Source organism: Streptomyces sp. UW30, assembly GCF_008042075.1.
Lineage (GTDB): Bacteria > Actinomycetota > Actinomycetes > Streptomycetales > Streptomycetaceae > Streptomyces.
Genome location: NZ_RDBN01000005.1, coordinates 27,382 through 42,747, shown reverse-complemented (window position 1 = coordinate 42,747; position 15,366 = coordinate 27,382). Strand labels below are relative to the sequence as shown.

Here is a 15,366-nt window from a genome sequence, read left to right as displayed (position 1 = left end):
CTATCGCGCCTCCGGTATCCCGCACGGCCGGGTCCGTGTGGCCCACCCCACAGGATGACCATCAGTACGGCAAAAAGGGGCGGCCGCCCGGTCCGGGAGAGGGAAACCTGGGCGGCCGCCTGTGGGGGTACCGATGCCGGACTCCCGTGGGGGTACCGTGCGCGTGCCCACTTTGCCGACGGCCATTCCTGCCCAGCCGGATTCTTTTTCCGCCCCCGCCGCCGCTACCCGTCCCACGCTGAAAGACGCGGCCCGGACAGCGCCCCGAAGAGGCGCGGGGAACTGCGCGACCGGCCACCGACGGCCGTTGGTCGCGCAGTCCGCCCGGCGTGAGCCCCCGGGGCGCCCCTTACTGCGTGCACCCCTCCGGGCCGGCGGCCAGCGTCGCGCAGGCGATTGCCTCGCCCGCGTCCTTCACGGCCACCATCGGCGTGTACGCGATCGTGTCGCCGGCCACCGTGATCGACCCGGTCTCCTTCGCCTTGCCGACCGTCACGGCCACCTCGTCGCCCTGCGCGGCCTGGGTGATGCGCCCCCACGCCGCGCCGCACGTCTCGCTGTAGCGCACCTCGACCACGGCCGTGCCGACGGTCGCGGTCTTGGCGGTGGTCACGAGGTCACCACTGCACCCCATGGCCTCCGCGTCCTTGCCGGTGCAGGAGTCACCGCTGCACTTCACGCCGACCGGCAGGTCGGTGTCGGTCGAGGTGGTCGGCGAGGGCGACTTGGCGGCGTCCTCGTTCTTCTTCCCGCCGACGCCGTCGGTCAGGTAGAACACCGCCGCGATCACCACGAGCACACCGACGACGCCCGCGAGGAACATCGTCAGCCGCCGCTTCCCGCCGCCCCCACCGGCGCGGCGACTGCCGGGACGAGGCCCCCGCGGAGGCTCGCTGTACGGACTCGGGGTCCCCGGCGTCCACGCGGCACCCGACTCCGCCTCGGACGGCCCGGACACACCGGACGCGCCGGACACACCGGATGCCGCGGAGGCCCCCGTCGCACGGCTCCCCGTCTGGGACGGCCCTCGATACCCCGCCAGGCCCCAAGAGTTGGCCCCGGAGGCCTCGTCCTCGCGGACGTCACCCCCGCCGGACCCCCGCACCGGAGCATCCCGGACCACCGCGTCCCGCACCTCCGGCGCCTTGGGCTGCACGGGCACCGAAGGCGGCACGGTCGGTGCCACACCGGCCGGACCCGCCACCCCGGGCGTGGGCGCGGCCGTGGCGCTGCCGCCGCGGCGTGAGCCCTTGGCCGTCTTCGCGCCCCCCTTGGCGTTCGCGGGCGGCGCTCCGAACTCGCTCAGCGCCGCGCGGGCCTGGGAGATCCGGATGGCTTCCATGGTCATGTCGTGGCGCATCTCCGAACGGCTCCACGCACGTTCGGCGAGCTCCCACATCGTCGTCAGGTGAACCGGATTCGTACCGGTGACCTCGGCGAGCGCCACGATCGCGCCCTTGGGCGCAAGGAGCCGCCCGTTCAGGTACCGCTCCCAGGACGTCTTGCTGTATCCCGTGCGGTCGGCCAACGCCGCGACGCTCAGACCGCTGCGGTCCACGAGCCGACGCAACTGGCTCGCGAACTCCCTGACCTGCGGATCGAGTTCATCCGGCAAGGCCCTCCAACGAGGCATTGCTTCCCCCCTCTTCCCCCCGGTTCGTGCTGGTGTTTCTCGCGTTTTCCCCGCGCGTGGTGCCCTCTGCCGAGTCCCCGATGTGGCTACCCACAGGGATGCGCCACGTAAGGATCTCAGTTCCCGGGGTGGGGGCGCACGGGAGCATTGGGACTGCGGGCATGCACCGTCGCACGCCCGCCCAACCGCGTCCAGTGTTCCACCGGCTCCCCTTGCCGGCCGACACAACCCTGGCAGTAAGCCCTTACAGACAAGCGGGACGCCCCGGACGTCCCGATCGACCACGCTAGCCCGCCCACTGAACGACTTCCTTGCAAATGCGCGAACTTGTCAACACATCGACACACAGAACGCACATAAAAGATCACTCACGTCACATGCGACCTATTCGGGCAAGTCCGACGCGGCCGTCCCAGCGGACTCACCCCAGCGCAACGGCCCCGATCACCGCCGCCAGCACCAGCACCAGGACGAGCACGACGGCGACCATCAGCAGCCGGCGCGACGGCGGCCCGGTCTCCTTGGGCGGCGCGTCCCACCAGGGCAGCGTGGGATCGTCCTCGTACCCCTCGTCGGAGTACTGCTCACCCCCGGCGCCCGCAGGGCCTGYGGTCTCCCCCGCCTCCCCCGTCACATCCGGCTTCCCCGGCACCGTGACCGGCTTCGGCCAGGCCTGCACGGCCAGTTCCCAGCGCACCCCGAAGCGTTCCGCCTCCTCCTTGCCGACCCCCGCGACCCGGCACAGCGCGACGACCGCCTGCCGGGGCGGGGGCTGGGTGGCGTTGAGGTAGCGCTGCCAGGAGGACTTGCTGTACGCGGTGCGCGCGCCCAGCGCGACCAGGCTCAGGCCCGTACGGTCCTTGAGCTGCCGCAACTGCACCACGAAGTGCCGCACCTCCGACGGCAGATCGTCGGGCAGCGGCTGCCACGCACCCATCGCTCACCTCCGAACCAGACCCGATCGGGTGACGACACGACACGGCGCCTTGGTTCCCCGACGTGTCCGACGTAGCGGAACGGTCACTTCCGTGCCACAGCGCACTGACAGCCGTTGAACAGCGCCTTCACCGTGCCCGAGGGTTGACGCAGACGGCGGTCCGTCCTTCCTCGGGGGAGAGGACGGACCGCCGTCGCGCCGCAGGGTTTTCCGCGGGCTAGTTCTCCACCGTGAAGTGCAGCGTGTCCTTGAGGAACGGGACCTCCAGCAATGGCTTGGGCTGCGCCATCAGCGCCAGCAGCACGATCGTGAGGCCCAGCACGCCGTACGTCACGATGTCCGTGAAGCGCGAGCGCACCGCGAGCATGCCGACGCTCGGCAGCAGCCACCGCATCACCGCGCCGGCCAGCAGGGCCCCGCCGATCAGCAGCGTGCCGACGCGGAACACGTCGAGCGCGGTGACCAGCAGTCCGACCCCGACCAGTCCGAGGACGACGAGGACGGGCCACTGCCGGGCGGGCGCCGGCAGGTCGCCGGACGCCGCGCGGCCGCCGCCCTCGGGGCGGGCCGTGTCCCGGGTGAAGAGCGGGAAGCGGCGGGTGGTCCGCCGGGGCCTGCCCTCCGCGTCCGGCGCGCTCACCGGATCCCGGACCTCGATGTCGTCGGTCTCCTCGATGTCCTTGATCTCCTCCGCCTTACCGGCGCCCGGTTCAGCCGACACTGCGCTCCGCCGCCTCGACCACGTTGACCAGCAGCTGCGCCCGGGTCATCGGACCCACGCCGCCGGGGTTCGGGGAGATGAAGCCGGCCACCTCGGCGACGCCGGGGTGGACGTCGCCCACGATCTTGCCCTCGGCGTTGCGCGAGACGCCGACGTCGAGGACGGCCGCGCCCGGCTTCACGTCCTCGGGCCGGACCAGGTGGGCGGAGCCCGCGGCGGCGACGATGATGTCGGCGCGGCGCAGGTGCGAGGCCAGGTCACGGGTGCCGGTGTGGCACTGGGTCACGGTCGCGTTCTCGCTGCGCCGGGTCAGCAGCAGCGGCATCGGACGCCCGATGGTCACACCGCGGCCGACGACCACGACCTCGGCGCCCTTGATCTCCACGCCGTACTGGCGCAGGAGCGTGAGGACGCCGTTGGGGGTGCAGGGCAGCGGGGCCGGCTCGTTCAGGACGAGGCGGCCGAGGTTCATCGGGTGCAGGCCGTCGGCGTCCTTGTCCGGGTCCATCAGCTCCAGGATGCGGTTCTCGTCGATGCCCTTGGGCAGCGGCAGCTGGACGATGTAACCGGTGCAGGCCGGGTCCTCGTTCAGCTCGCGGACGACGGCCTCGATCTCCTCCTGGGTCGCGGTCGCGGGCAGTTCACGCTGGATGGAGGCGATGCCCACCTGGGCGCAGTCGCGGTGCTTGCCGGCGACGTACTTCTGGCTGCCGGGGTCGTCCCCGACCAGGACCGTGCCGAGTCCGGGCGTGACGCCCTTCTCCTTCAGCGCCGCCACGCGGGCGGTCAGGTCGGACTTGATCGCGGCTGCGGTGGCCTTGCCATCGAGAATCTGGGCGGTCATGACTCCCATCTTCCTGGATGACGCCCTCCCGGTTCCAATCCGGGTCCCACGTGGCCTGCGTCACCCCATCTACGCCTGTATCCGCCCATGATCAGCGATGTTGCACTTGCACAACACATAGGGAATGCGGCTGGACAAGTAAGAGCCGACTAAAGAACGATGTGACTGCAGTGCCGCGGGCTGTACCGGGGGGACGAACCGCATTCAGTCAACTCTCCTCCGCACCGTGCCGCGCGTCCCCGCACTCGGACAACGGAGGAAAGACCGCCATGAGTTTTGGCGACCCGAACAACCCTTACGGCCCGCCTCCCCAGCAACCGCCGGCCGCTCCCGGCTACGGCTACCCGCAGCAGGCTCCCCCCGGAGTCCCGCCTCAGCAGGGCTACGGCTACCCACAGCAGCCGGCGTACCCCGGCTACCCGGGGGGCAACCAGATGATGCCGCAGTCGATGCCGGGCTTGCTCGTCACCGCGCGCGTGTTTCTGTTCATCATCTCGGCGGTCCAGATCTTGGCGGGCCTCGCCTGGCTCTACGTTGCGGCCATCGCCAACGACGTCTCCGATGCCGCAGACGACCTGAGCTCCTCCTCCGACGACCCGTTCAGCTCGATCGGCGAGGGCGGTGACATCGCAGCAGGCGTTCTCGTACTCATCGCGCTCATCGCGCTCGGTCTCGCTGCTCTGTCCATCACGCTCGGTGTCAAGTTCAGCAAGGGCGGCCAGGGCATCCGGATCACCACGGTGGTCTACGGCGCGCTCGGCACAATCGTAGGGGTCATCGGCCTGTTCGTCGGTCTCGACTCAGGTCTGGCCACAGCGGTCATCTTCCCGTTGCTGTGGGTCGTCTTCGGCGGCATCATCACCGCCGCGCCGGTGGTGCCCAGCGGCACGGCGTGGTTCAACCGCCCCCGCTACTGAGCTCACTTGCACCCGGCTGGGCTGTGCCTCCTCTCCGCTCGAGAGGGGCCACAGCCCAGTCGGCATTTCACGACATCTCACCGAGGTCGGTAACTCGTTTCGCATTAAAGGTAACTTGACGTATAACTCTGGCCAGTGATTTGCTCCCATTGCCGCCATCTTGACCAGTGCGCGGCCGACGGCCGAATGACCAACGGCTGTCAACACAGTTCAAGGGGACAGGGGCACCATCCGTATGCCCCTCCCTGTGAAAACGGGAGACCACACACTTGAATACGTTCTCGCAGCGCAAGGTCCGCACGGGCGTCCTGGCCGGGACCTCCCTCCTCACCGCGGTCGCCATGCTCTGCACGGCATCCCCCGCCCTCGCCGAGACGGCGAACACGACGGCGGCCAACGCCGCGTCCGTGGTGGAACGAGCCACCGGCACAAGGGATCTGGCCCTGTCGACCGCCGCGCCGGACGGCGCGGCCCGCGCCGTCACCAGCTCGGAGTCGGGCTCTGTGACGGTCACCGCGCCCACTGACTCTCTCGGCTCCGTGGAGCACACCGCGGCAGACGGCACCAAGTTCCGTCTCAACCTGCCCGAGACCAGGCAGGTCACCGGCGTCAAGGCGGGAGCGGGCACCGTCGTCTACGAGGACGCGGCCGAATCGACCGACCTCGCGGTTCAACCGACCGCGGATGGCGGCGCACGCACTCTGGTCACGCTCAAGGACAGCGCCGCACCGGACGAGTACCGCTTCGGCCTCGATCTTCCGTCCGGCACCGAGCTCCTCGAGGACGGCCAGGGCGGGTACTTGATCACCAAGACGGGCAGCAAGGGCGCGGTCGTGGTGGGCTCCATCGACGCACCGTGGGCCAAGGACGCCACTGGAAAGGCCGTGCCGACCGCCTACCGCATCGAGGGCGGTTCGCTGGTCCAGAAGGTCACGACCACCGGCGACACGGCCTTCCCCGTGGTCGCGGACCCGAAGGTCAGTGTTGGCTGGAACATCTACATCAAGTTCAGCAAGGCCGAAGTCAAGGCGCTGAAGGGCAAGGTCGCTCACGCGGATACCTCCGTCGCGATGTGCGGTCTGCTCGTCAACCCCGTGGCGTCCGTGGGATGCGCCCTGCTCGCCGGCACGGTGATCAAGAGGATCCAGGGCGTGTGGGCGTACGCCGCCGCGCACGGGCGTTGCGTGGAACTCAAGTTGACGTACACCGGCCAGTTCGGCGACATCAAGCACTACAAGTGCTGATGAAATCTCCGCAGTCGGGGGTCGGTTCACGCCAATAACAGCCCAGGGCCGTGTCTCACCTGTTCGAGGGGGACACGGCCCGGCTGCGTCGCCCTACTCTGACGTGGGTAGCCGTCAGGCACGGGGAGACGCACCTTGTACAGCATCATCGTGGTACCTCCGCCGACCACGGAGGACGAGAATCAGCGCACCCAGCACAGGCTGGCGCCCGGCGAGCGGCTCGGCTTCGGGCGATCCGTTTCCGACAACGACCTCGCGATCGTGCACGACGGGGTGTCCCGCAGAGCCGGTGAGATCACCGCGCAGGGCGCCTTCTGGATACTGAGCAACCTCAGCCGGGAGCAGACGTACGTCGTCGAGAACCCGGAAGGCGCGGGTGAGCACATCAAGGTCGGGCCGGGGCGGTTGGACGCCCCGATCCCGTTCGAGTTCTCGCGGATCGTGCTGCCCGCCGCCGGTGATCTGCTGGCGATCGAGGTGTGGGCGCCGCGCCACGACTACCTCAGCTCCGAGGGCAGTCCGGACGGCGCCACCACCGCGCCCGCCTTCTCCGTGGACCGCACGAAGCGCTACTTCGCCGTCCTCGCCGCCCTCTGCGAACCCCGCCTGCGCGGCGAACCGCACGCCGCGCTGCCCACCGTCGAGCAGGTCGTGGACCGGCTGCGCCCCACCTGGCCGGCCGCCTCGCGCACCTCGGTGCAGTGGAACATCGACTACCTCGCCGTGAAACTGCGCCTCAAGCCCGGCCCGGAGACGGCAGACACCGGCCCGCGCCTCAACGGCAAGAAGGAGTCACTGGTGTCGCTGGCCCTCCGGTTCGATCTCGTGCGGGAGGACGATCTCATCGTGCTCAAAGAGGCCGCCTCCGGCCGGGTGGTCCGGTGACCGAGCCCTACGCCGTGCCGGTGCCCAGGGGGTACCGGGTGGGCGTGTGGGAGGTGCGGGAGCCGATCGCCACGGGGGCGTTCGGCAGCGTCTACGAGGCCAGACGCGTCGGCGACGACGAGACGCAGCCCGCCACGGCGGCCCTGAAGTTCCTGCCCACCGGCACCGGAACCCCCCGCCAGCTCACCCACCTGCGCGAACTCATCGAGCGCGAGGTCGAGTTGCACCGCCGGCTCAAGCAGCCGCGGCTGATCCGGATGTACGACACCCTCACCGTCGACGACCCGGCCCGCCCCGCGCTCGACGGCGCCACCGTCCTCGTACTGGAGAAGGCGGAGGGTTCCCTGTCCACGCTGCTCGCGGCGGACCCGCGCCCCGAGGCGGGTCCGGCGCTGCTCGCGCAGATCTGCGAGGGTCTTGCGCAGCTGCATCACGCGGGCTGGGTGCACGGTGACCTCAAACCGGCCAATGTGCTGCTGATGGCGGACGGTTCGGCCCGGCTCGCGGACTTCAACATGGCCGCGGAGCTGGAGGGCACACACGCGTACACGCCCGCCTTCTCGACGCCCGACTACACCCCGCCCGAGCTGCTGTGGTCGGAGATCGGTGAGCGGGGCCGCCGGATCCGCCCCTCGGCGGACGTGTGGGCCTTCGGCGTCCTGGCCCATCTGCTGCTGACCGGCTCCTTCCCGCTGCCGGGCGCCACCCCCTCGACCCGCCGTGACGCGGCCGCCGCCTATGCGCGCGGCACCGACGAGCTGCGGCTGTCCCCCGAACTGCCGGAGGTCTGGCGAGAGATCGTCCGCGACTGTCTGACCCGCACGCACGAGGACCGCGTCGGCACGCAGGACCTACTGCGCCGGGTGGAGGCCGCGGCGGGCACGGGCCGCTCACCGCGTCTGCCGCGCGCCCTGCTCCCCCGCCGCCGCTCCCGCCGTACGACGATGCTGGCCGCCGCGAGTGCGGTGGTGGCGGTGTCCGCCCTGGGCTACGGCATCAGCAACTGGGCCGGTGGCGGTACGGGCGCCGGCGGGACCCCGGGCGGCGAGAACACGAAGGTCACGACCGCGAACTACGGCGCTGCCGAACTCCGTACCGACAAGGGCATCCCCGTGGCCTACCGGCGCATCATCGTCGACTCGGCCCATGACTGCGTCCAGCCGGAGGTCACGCCCGCGCTGATCGCCGCCCTGTTGAAGGCGGAGAGCAACTTCGACCCGGACCTGTCCGACCCCTCCGTCGGCAAGGAGGGCGAGTACGGCATCGCCCGCTGGACGCCCAGCCTGCTGCGCTGGTGGATCCGCGCGGACGGCGTCCCCGCGGAGGAGACTCCCAAGCCGCCCCTCACACCGGCCGAGTCCATCCCGGCCGTGGGCCGCTACCTCTGCTACATGGAACCCCTCCTGCGTCCGACCGGCCTGTCCGGCGACCGCCAGGTCCTGCTGGCGGCCGCCTACCGCACCTCGACCAAGGTCGTGAACAACACGGGCGGAGTTCCCCCGAAGTACCGCGACTACGCCACCCGCGTCGCCCACTACCTCAAGGAGTACACGCCGCCCGGCAAGAAGTGACCCTGAGAGTTCTGAGGTACCGCTCGCGCGGAGTCGGCGTCACGGTGGCAAGTGTCCGATCTGCGGCTTCCGGTCTCCTCGGGGGAGGGCCGGAAGCCGCAGCTTGGTTATTGCGGTGATCTCCGGCGCGGATAGAGGGAAGATACACACACCGGCGCACAAGACGCACGGTTCACAACTCCACAAGGAGGCTTCCCACTTGAGACCGACCCGTATGGCCCTGGCCCTCGTCTCGACCGCCCTGGCCCCGGCACTTCTGCTCGCCACCCCGGCCATCGCCGCCGAGTCGGCACCGTCGTCCGCCACCACCGTGGCGACGGCCTCCGACATGTCCGACGACGATGTCCGCGTCGCGATCATGCGGATCATCGGCGACCCGAGCACCGGCAAGGCCGTCTACGCCGCCGCGCAGAAGGCCATGGACGGCACGATCGAGGACCAGCGGTACTTCCTGGAGACGGGCCGCGGGATAGCCCAGGCCGAGGACGACCGCGTCGCGATCGCCCGCATTCTCGCCACCGCCGACCCGAAGACCGACAAGGCGGTCATCAGGGAGGCCAACGAGGCCCTCGACGCCAACACTCCGGAGGCTCTGAGGGCCTTCCTGGAGACCGGTTACCGCCTCGCCCGCGCCGAGGACGACCGCGTCCGCATCGCCCGCATCCTGGCCGACCCGACCATCAGCGACGCGTTGCGCGCGGCGGCGGAGGAGGCCATCGACGGAACGCCGGAGGAGCTCCGGTACTTCCTGGAGGTCGGGCAGTACGAGGTCTCTTAGAGGGACTTGACGAAGAGGGCCCAGGCGCGGGTGGGGAACACCAGCGCCTGGGCCCTCCGGGTTTCTGGAGTCGCGGACGGGGACGAGGTTGGGGAAGATGTCGGCCACCTCGACGCACACGGTGTGGTGCGAACTGCCCACCGGGATACAAGAAGCGAGTGCGCTCTGAGGGGCCTGCGCGACACACGAGCCCGCGATAGCCTCGGGGCAACTGGGGTGACTGACTCAGTGTGTTGGGACATAGGTACATCGGGGGTTCCATGTCGGACCAGCGGCCCACGCCGCCGCACTCGTCCACGTCCACGGACGCCGCCCTGGAGCAGGCCGGGGCGCGCCCGCTGCGGTCCGCGGACCCGACGCGTATCGGCCCCTACCTTCCCCTCGGCCTCCTGGGCAGCGGCGGTATGGGCCACGTCTACGTCGCCCGCCCCGCCGACGGCGCCCCCGGGCTCGCCGCCGTCAAGGTGATCCGTCCCGAGTACGCCGAGGACCCCCGGTTCCGGCGGCGCTTCGAGCGGGAGGCCGCCGTGCACTCCCGGGTGCACACACCGCGCACGCCCGACCTGCTCGGCACCGGGTTCGACGACTCGCTGCTGTGGATGGCGACGCAGTACCTGCCCGGCCTGAACCTCGCCGAGGCGGTGCGCGAGTGCGGCCGGCTGGAGCCCGCCGGGGTGTGGCGGCTGGTCGCGGAGATGGGGCAGGCGCTGTCGGCGCTGGCCGCCGCCGACGTCGTACACCGGGATCTGAAGCCGTCCAACGTGATCCTGTCCCTCCAGGGCGTGTACGTCATCGACTTCGGCATCGCCCAGGCCGCCGACGGCAGCGCCATCACGTCGAGCGGGAGCCGGGTCGGCACGCCCGCCTTCATGGCGCCGGAGTATCTGCGCGAGGGCAGCTGCGACACCGCCTCCGACGTCTTCTCGCTCGCCGGGAGCCTGATCTACGCCGCCACCGGGCACGCCCCGTTCGGTGACGGCACGGGCGTCGACGTGATGCACCGGGTCGCCTTCGAGGAGCCCAAGCAGGAGATCATGGCCGAACTGGCCGCCGTGGACCCCGCGTTGGCGGCCCTGATGTCCGCCTGCCTCGCGAAGGATCCTGCCGGGCGGCCCCTCCCGCGGCAGCTGATCGAGGCCGCCACGGCCGCCGGACACGGGCACGGCCACGCGCCCGCCTGGCACGAGCCCCTGGGCGCTCGGCTGCTCGCCCGGCAGCAGGCATGCGAGGTGCTGGAGCGGGTCGCCGTACAGGAGACCGTCCAGTTGCGTACGCCGGTACAGCCGCCGGTCTTCCCCGGTCCCTCAGTCGGGGCGCCCACGCCGCCGGCCCCGTGGCAGCACGCCACGCCCACGCAGACCCCGGCCCCCGAGAACGGCGGCAGGCGGAGCAGACGCAGGGTCTACCTCGCCGTCGCCGCAGGTCTCGCCGTGTGCGCGGTCGCAGCGGGGGCGTTCGCCCTCACCCGCCCGCCCCTCGACGAGACGGCGTCGGCCAGACCGGGGGCGGCCGAAAGCGCCCTCCCCGGTGGCGCACGAACCTCTGCCCTCCCCAGCTCGTCCGCCTCGCCTTCCGGCAAGAAGAAGGAGTCGGAGAAGGCCGAGCCTCGGGAATCGGACGTCACGGCGTCCGAAAGCTCGAAGGCGACGCCCGACAGCGGCGCGGACGGAACCCGGCCCACCCCCACCGACGACGCCTCCACCCCGGCCGGCGGCGGCCAGCGCCGACAGCGCCTGCCCCATCTCCGCGACCAGCCGCCACACCCCGGCGGGCTCCAGCCGGCCGCACTCGCGCACCGCGCTCCAGCCGGCCGCACTCGCGCACCGCGCCCACCACACCCGCCACCCCGCCCTGGATCTCCCAGTGCACGTACTACTCCGGCAGCGAGCTCACCGTGCAGGGCAACAAGGGCCAGCGCGTGGTCCAGGTGCAGTGCATGCTCACCCAGCGCGGCTACAGCGTCGGCTCGTCGGGCGTGGACGGAGAGTTCGGCAGCGCCACGCTGGCCGCCGTGAAGCAGTTCCAGGGGGCCAAGGGCCTTGAGGTGGACGGCGAGGTGGGCCCCAACACCTGGGCGGCYCTGCGCAGTTCGACGTAGCAGCCGAATCGGCGCGCAGTGCCGCCCAGGTCGGATGTCCGGCCGAGGCCGGCGCTCCGTGTCAGTGGAAGAAGTGGCGCGTCCCCGTGAAGTACATCGTGACGCCCGCCTTCTTCGCGGCCTCGACCACCTGCTCGTCACGGACCGAACCGCCCGGCTGGACCACGGCCTTCACGCCGGCCTCGGTCAGGATCTCCAGGCCGTCGGGGAAGGGGAAGAAGGCGTCGGAGGCGGCGTAGGAACCCTGAGCGCGCTCGGCGCCGGCCCGCTCCACGGCCAGCTTCGCGGAGTCGACGCGGTTGACCTGGCCCATGCCGACGCCGACCGAGGCGCCGTCCTTGGCGAGCAGGATCGCGTTGGACTTGACGGCCCGGCAGGCCTTCCAGGCGAAGGCGAGCTCGGCCAGGTCCTCGGCGGAGAGCGCCTCACCCGTCGCCAGGGTCCAGTTCGCCGGGTCGTCGCCGTCGGCCTGGAGGCGGTCGGTGACCTGGAGGAGGGCGCCGCCGTCGATGGGCTTGATCTCGACGGGGTTGCCGGGGCCCTCGGGGCAGCGCAGCACGCGGATGTTCTTCTTCTTGGCGAGGGCTTCGAGGGCGCCGTCCTCGTAGTCCGGCGCGACGATGACCTCGGTGAAGATCTCGGCGACCTGCTCCGCCATCTCCTTGCTGACCGGCCGGTTGACGGCGATCACGCCGCCGAACGCCGACAGCGGGTCACAGGCGTGAGCCTTGCGGTGCGCCTCGGCGACGTCCGCGCCGACCGCGATGCCGCACGGGTTGGCGTGCTTGATGATCGCGACGCAGGGCTCGGTGTGGTCGTACGCGGCACGGCGGGCGGCGTCCGTGTCCGTGTAGTTGTTGTACGACATCTCCTTGCCGTGCAGCTGCTCGGCCTTGGCCAGGCCGCCGCCGTTGCCGTCGACGTACAGGGCGGCCGGCTGGTGCGGGTTCTCGCCGTAGCGCAGGGTGTTCTCGCGCTCCCAGGTGGCGCCGAGGAACTCCGGGAACTGCGAGTCGTCCAGCGGGGCGTAGGAGGAGGCGAACCAGGAGGCCACCGCCACGTCGTAGGCGGCGGTGTGCTGGAAGGCCCGCGCGGCGAACAGCTTGCGCAGTTCGAGGGTGAAACCGCCCTCGCGGACCGCCTGGAGGACGGCGGCGTACGCGTCCGGGTCGGTGACGACCGCGACCGACGGGTGGTTCTTGGCGGCGGCGCGCACCATCGACGGGCCGCCGATGTCGATCTGCTCGACGCACTCGTCGGGGGTGGCGCCGGAGGCGACGGTCTCGCGGAACGGGTAGAGGTTGACGACGACCAGGTCGAACGGCTCGATGCCCAGCTCGGCCAGCTGCCGCTGGTGGTCCTCCAGGCGCAGGTCGGCGAGGATCCCCGCGTGCACGCGCGGGTGCAGCGTCTTGACGCGGCCGTCCAGGCACTCGGGGAAGCCGGTGAGCTCCTCGACCTTGGTCACGGGGACACCGGCCGCGGCGATCTTCGCGGCCGTGGAGCCGGTGGAGACGAGCTCGACGCCCGCCTCGTGCAGGCCGCGCGCGAGGTCTTCCAGACCGGTCTTGTCGTAGACGCTGACGAGCGCCCGTCGAATGGCCCGCTTGTTGCTCTCGGCGGTCACTGGATAACTACCTTTCGTCCCTCAATGCGGTGGCCGTTGCGGGCGATCCGCCCCACGACCTCGACGAGCAGCCTTCGCTCGACTTCCTTGATGCGCTCGTGCAGAGCGCTCTCGTCGTCCTCGTCCCGGACCTCGACCACGCCCTGAGCGATGATCGGCCCGGTGTCGACGCCGTCGTCGACGAAGTGGACGGTGCAGCCGGTGACCTTGGCGCCGTACGCGAGGGCGTCACGGACGCCGTGGGCGCCGGGAAAACTGGGGAGCAGGGCCGGGTGGGTGTTCACGAACCGGCCGCCGAAGCGCGCGAGGAACTCCTTGCCCACGATCTTCATGAACCCGGCGGAGACGACGAGGTCGGGCTCGTGCGCGGCCACCGCCTCGGCAAGCGCCGCGTCCCACTCGTCGCGGGTGTCGTAGTCCTTGACCTTCCGCACGAAGGTCGCCAGCCCGGCACGCTCGGCCCGCGCCAGCCCCTCGATGTTCTCCCGGTCGGCGCCCACGGCCACGATCTCGGCGCCGTACGCCTCGGTGCCGACGGCGGCGATCTCGTCGAGGAGCGCCTGCAGGTTGGTGCCGGATCCGGAGACCAGCACGACGAGGCGCTTGGCACGCTCGGCCACGGGCTTGGCGGCCACGGTGGGGCCCTTTCTCGGGGGTGTGTTCTTCGCGGCCGACGCTTTGTATATTCGTACGAATGCATCGCGCCCCGGGATACGGGGAAGTCTACGAAGCGGCCGACCGTCAGCAACGATACCGGCACTCCCGACAGCCCCCACGGGACGGGGGCGTGGCCGGAAGGTAGCGTCTGGGGGGAGCGGGCTCGGGAACGCGGTCGTCGTGCGGTGCGTTCTTCGTGTGACAGCTCAGGACAGCCAGCCGTATCACCAAGGGGAAGACGCTCACTTGATGCCGGACCGCAGCTTGCGACTCCTCACGCTCCCCCCGCAGTCCTTGCAGGGAGGGGAGCACAGCGGCGTGCTGCTGCGGGAGCGCCCCACCTCGCCGCCCGACGCCCCGTCGGGCGGGCAGAACGGCGACCAGCAGGGCAGCGGCGGCCAAGGGCAGGACGACAACCCCTTCGCGCCACCGCCGGAGGGCACGCCGGACCGCCCGTGGCAGCCGCGCCGCCCGTCGGGCGACGACGACTCGCAGGGCTCCGACCAGGGCGGCGACAACTCCCCGTGGGGCAATCAGTGGAGCGACCGCCAGCCGGGCCGCTCCCCCGGCGGCTTCGGTGAGAACCCGCGCGGCAGCGGGCAGGACGGCCCCGGTGGCGGCGGCCCGGGCTCGGGCATGCGCTGGGACCCGACCGACCCGGCCCAGCGCCGCGCTCGTTACGCCCTACTGTCCGGCATGTGGGCCTTCTTCTTCGCCTTGTTCAGCTGGCCGTACATGGCCCTGCTCCTGGGCGCGCTGGCCCTCTACTGGGGCATCACCAGCCTGCGCACCAAGCCCCGCAGCCCCGACCCGGACACCCCGGCCCCGCAGAACAGCGGCCGCCCCCAGACGACGGCGGCGGTGAGCGGCCTGGTCACGGCATCCCTCGCCATCGCGGTGGTCGCGGCCGGGTTCGCGGCGCAGGTGGTCTACAGCGACTACTACACCTGCCGCGACGACGCCCTCACGAACGAGGCGCAGCAGTCCTGCAACGAGCATCTGCCCAAGGAGCTCCGGGGGATTCTGGGCGCGGAGAGCTGAGCCCGGGTCATCGGGGGTGCCCCTCGGGGGCGTTCGGTGAGTCCGGGTTGTCTTCGGCGGGCGGGGTCTCCTCGGTGGCCGGTGTCTCCTGGGTGGCCGGTGCCTCCTCGGTGACCGGCAGTTCCCGCTCTTCCGGCGCGTCCGGCATCTCTGGTACATCGCGTGCGTCCGGTTCCTCGTCGTCGCGCCAGGACGAGGGCGGGGGCGGCGGTGTTCTGCGCCGTGGCGTTCGCCGTGCTGGCCACGCTGTCCGGCGGGCCGCTGGGGCTGGGGGCGCTCGCACGGTTCGGGCCGGTGTGGTGGCAGACCGGGGCGGCGACGCTCGGGTGGGTCGCGCTGGTGGCCGTGCCGGTGGCGGTGCTGGTGCGGGGCTGGCGGTGCTGGTTGGAGCAGCGGCGCGCGGAGCCGGTGGG

14 protein-coding genes and 1 pseudogene are annotated in these 15,366 nt (G+C 71.2%); 8 read left to right on the top strand and 7 right to left on the bottom strand.

Annotated elements, in window-relative coordinates:
- Window positions 1–349: 349 nt before the first annotated feature.
- The 4 genes from EAO75_RS01785 to EAO75_RS01770 all read right to left on the bottom strand — a co-directional run bounded on the left by EAO75_RS01785 (window position 350) and on the right by EAO75_RS01770 (window position 4,135).
- On the bottom strand, window positions 350–1,633 hold the full coding sequence (locus tag EAO75_RS01785; protein WP_147993252.1) for an XRE family transcriptional regulator: 1,284 nt from the start codon (window positions 1,631–1,633) through the stop codon (window positions 350–352).
- Between the two features lie 421 nt (window positions 1,634–2,054).
- Complete coding sequence (locus EAO75_RS01780) at window positions 2,055–2,570, bottom strand: helix-turn-helix domain-containing protein (RefSeq protein WP_147993251.1); 516 nt, start codon at window positions 2,568–2,570, stop codon at window positions 2,055–2,057.
- A gap of 217 nt (window positions 2,571–2,787) precedes the next feature.
- On the bottom strand, window positions 2,788–3,291 hold the full coding sequence (locus EAO75_RS01775; RefSeq protein ID WP_410092159.1) for a DUF3017 domain-containing protein: 504 nt from the start codon (window positions 3,289–3,291) through the stop codon (window positions 2,788–2,790).
- A complete protein-coding gene (locus tag EAO75_RS01770; RefSeq protein WP_147993250.1) occupies window positions 3,281–4,135 on the bottom strand; it encodes a bifunctional methylenetetrahydrofolate dehydrogenase/methenyltetrahydrofolate cyclohydrolase in 855 nt (284 codons plus the stop codon). Before EAO75_RS01770 ends, EAO75_RS01775 begins: the two co-directional genes overlap by 11 nt.
- A gap of 269 nt (window positions 4,136–4,404) precedes the next feature.
- Between EAO75_RS01770 and EAO75_RS01765 the strand changes: the two genes are divergently transcribed.
- The 6 genes and pseudogenes from EAO75_RS01765 to EAO75_RS01735 all read left to right on the top strand — a co-directional run bounded on the left by EAO75_RS01765 (window position 4,405) and on the right by EAO75_RS01735 (window position 11,628).
- The gene (locus tag EAO75_RS01765) at window positions 4,405–5,052 is read left to right on the top strand and encodes a hypothetical protein (protein ID WP_147993249.1); all 648 of its coding nucleotides are present in this window, start codon (window positions 4,405–4,407) and stop codon (window positions 5,050–5,052) included.
- 269 nt (window positions 5,053–5,321) lie between these two features.
- Window positions 5,322–6,296, top strand: a complete 975-nt coding sequence (locus tag EAO75_RS01760; RefSeq protein WP_147993248.1) for a hypothetical protein — start codon at window positions 5,322–5,324, stop codon at window positions 6,294–6,296.
- Between the two features lie 135 nt (window positions 6,297–6,431).
- Complete coding sequence (locus tag EAO75_RS01755; protein ID WP_147993247.1) at window positions 6,432–7,181, top strand: FHA domain-containing protein; 750 nt, start codon at window positions 6,432–6,434, stop codon at window positions 7,179–7,181.
- The gene (locus tag EAO75_RS01750; RefSeq protein WP_147993246.1) at window positions 7,178–8,752 is read left to right on the top strand and encodes a protein kinase domain-containing protein; all 1,575 of its coding nucleotides are present in this window, start codon (window positions 7,178–7,180) and stop codon (window positions 8,750–8,752) included. The genes EAO75_RS01755 and EAO75_RS01750 overlap by 4 nt, the downstream gene beginning before the upstream one ends.
- Before the next feature lie 199 nt (window positions 8,753–8,951).
- On the top strand, window positions 8,952–9,530 hold the full coding sequence (locus EAO75_RS01745; protein ID WP_147993245.1) for an ALF repeat-containing protein: 579 nt from the start codon (window positions 8,952–8,954) through the stop codon (window positions 9,528–9,530).
- Between the two features lie 260 nt (window positions 9,531–9,790).
- A pseudogene (locus EAO75_RS01735) lies at window positions 9,791–11,628 on the top strand (protein kinase domain-containing protein).
- Window positions 11,629–11,689: 61 nt separating this feature from the next.
- Here EAO75_RS01735 and purH read toward each other — a convergent pair.
- Together purH and purN are read right to left on the bottom strand one after the other, a co-directional pair.
- A complete protein-coding gene (gene purH, locus EAO75_RS01730) occupies window positions 11,690–13,255 on the bottom strand; it encodes a bifunctional phosphoribosylaminoimidazolecarboxamide formyltransferase/IMP cyclohydrolase (RefSeq protein ID WP_147993244.1) in 1,566 nt (521 codons plus the stop codon).
- Entirely contained in the window at window positions 13,252–13,890 is a 639-nt protein-coding gene (gene purN, locus EAO75_RS01725; RefSeq protein ID WP_147993243.1) for a phosphoribosylglycinamide formyltransferase, read from the bottom strand. The genes purH and purN overlap by 4 nt, the downstream gene beginning before the upstream one ends.
- Window positions 13,891–14,161: 271 nt before the next feature.
- Here purN and EAO75_RS01720 point away from each other — a divergent pair, with 271 nt between their 5' ends.
- On the top strand, window positions 14,162–14,953 hold the full coding sequence (locus EAO75_RS01720; protein ID WP_147993242.1) for a hypothetical protein: 792 nt from the start codon (window positions 14,162–14,164) through the stop codon (window positions 14,951–14,953).
- 7 nt (window positions 14,954–14,960) lie between these two features.
- On the opposite strand, the gene EAO75_RS45540 is transcribed toward EAO75_RS01720, so the two are convergent.
- The gene (locus EAO75_RS45540) at window positions 14,961–15,101 is read right to left on the bottom strand and encodes a hypothetical protein (protein WP_187284267.1); all 141 of its coding nucleotides are present in this window, start codon (window positions 15,099–15,101) and stop codon (window positions 14,961–14,963) included.
- A gap of 14 nt (window positions 15,102–15,115) precedes the next feature.
- Between EAO75_RS45540 and EAO75_RS01715 the strand changes: the two genes are divergently transcribed.
- The coding region (locus tag EAO75_RS01715) for a DUF6350 family protein (protein WP_315986980.1) at window positions 15,116–15,366 on the top strand (251 nt) is incomplete at its 3' end.

Excerpts from the sequence above, each read along its gene's own strand:
- EAO75_RS01785 (WP_147993252.1), bottom strand. The coding sequence starts at position 1,633 with ATGCCTCGTTGGAGGGCCTTGCCGGATGAACTCGATCCGCAGGTCAGG.
- EAO75_RS01770 (WP_147993250.1), bottom strand. The coding sequence starts at position 4,135 with ATGACCGCCCAGATTCTCGATGGCAAGGCCACCGCAGCCGCGATCAAG.
- EAO75_RS01765 (WP_147993249.1), top strand. The coding sequence starts at position 4,405 with ATGAGTTTTGGCGACCCGAACAACCCTTACGGCCCGCCTCCCCAGCAA.
- EAO75_RS01720 (WP_147993242.1), top strand. The coding sequence starts at position 14,162 with ATGCCGGACCGCAGCTTGCGACTCCTCACGCTCCCCCCGCAGTCCTTG.
- EAO75_RS45540 (WP_187284267.1), bottom strand. The coding sequence starts at position 15,101 with ATGCCGGACGCGCCGGAAGAGCGGGAACTGCCGGTCACCGAGGAGGCA.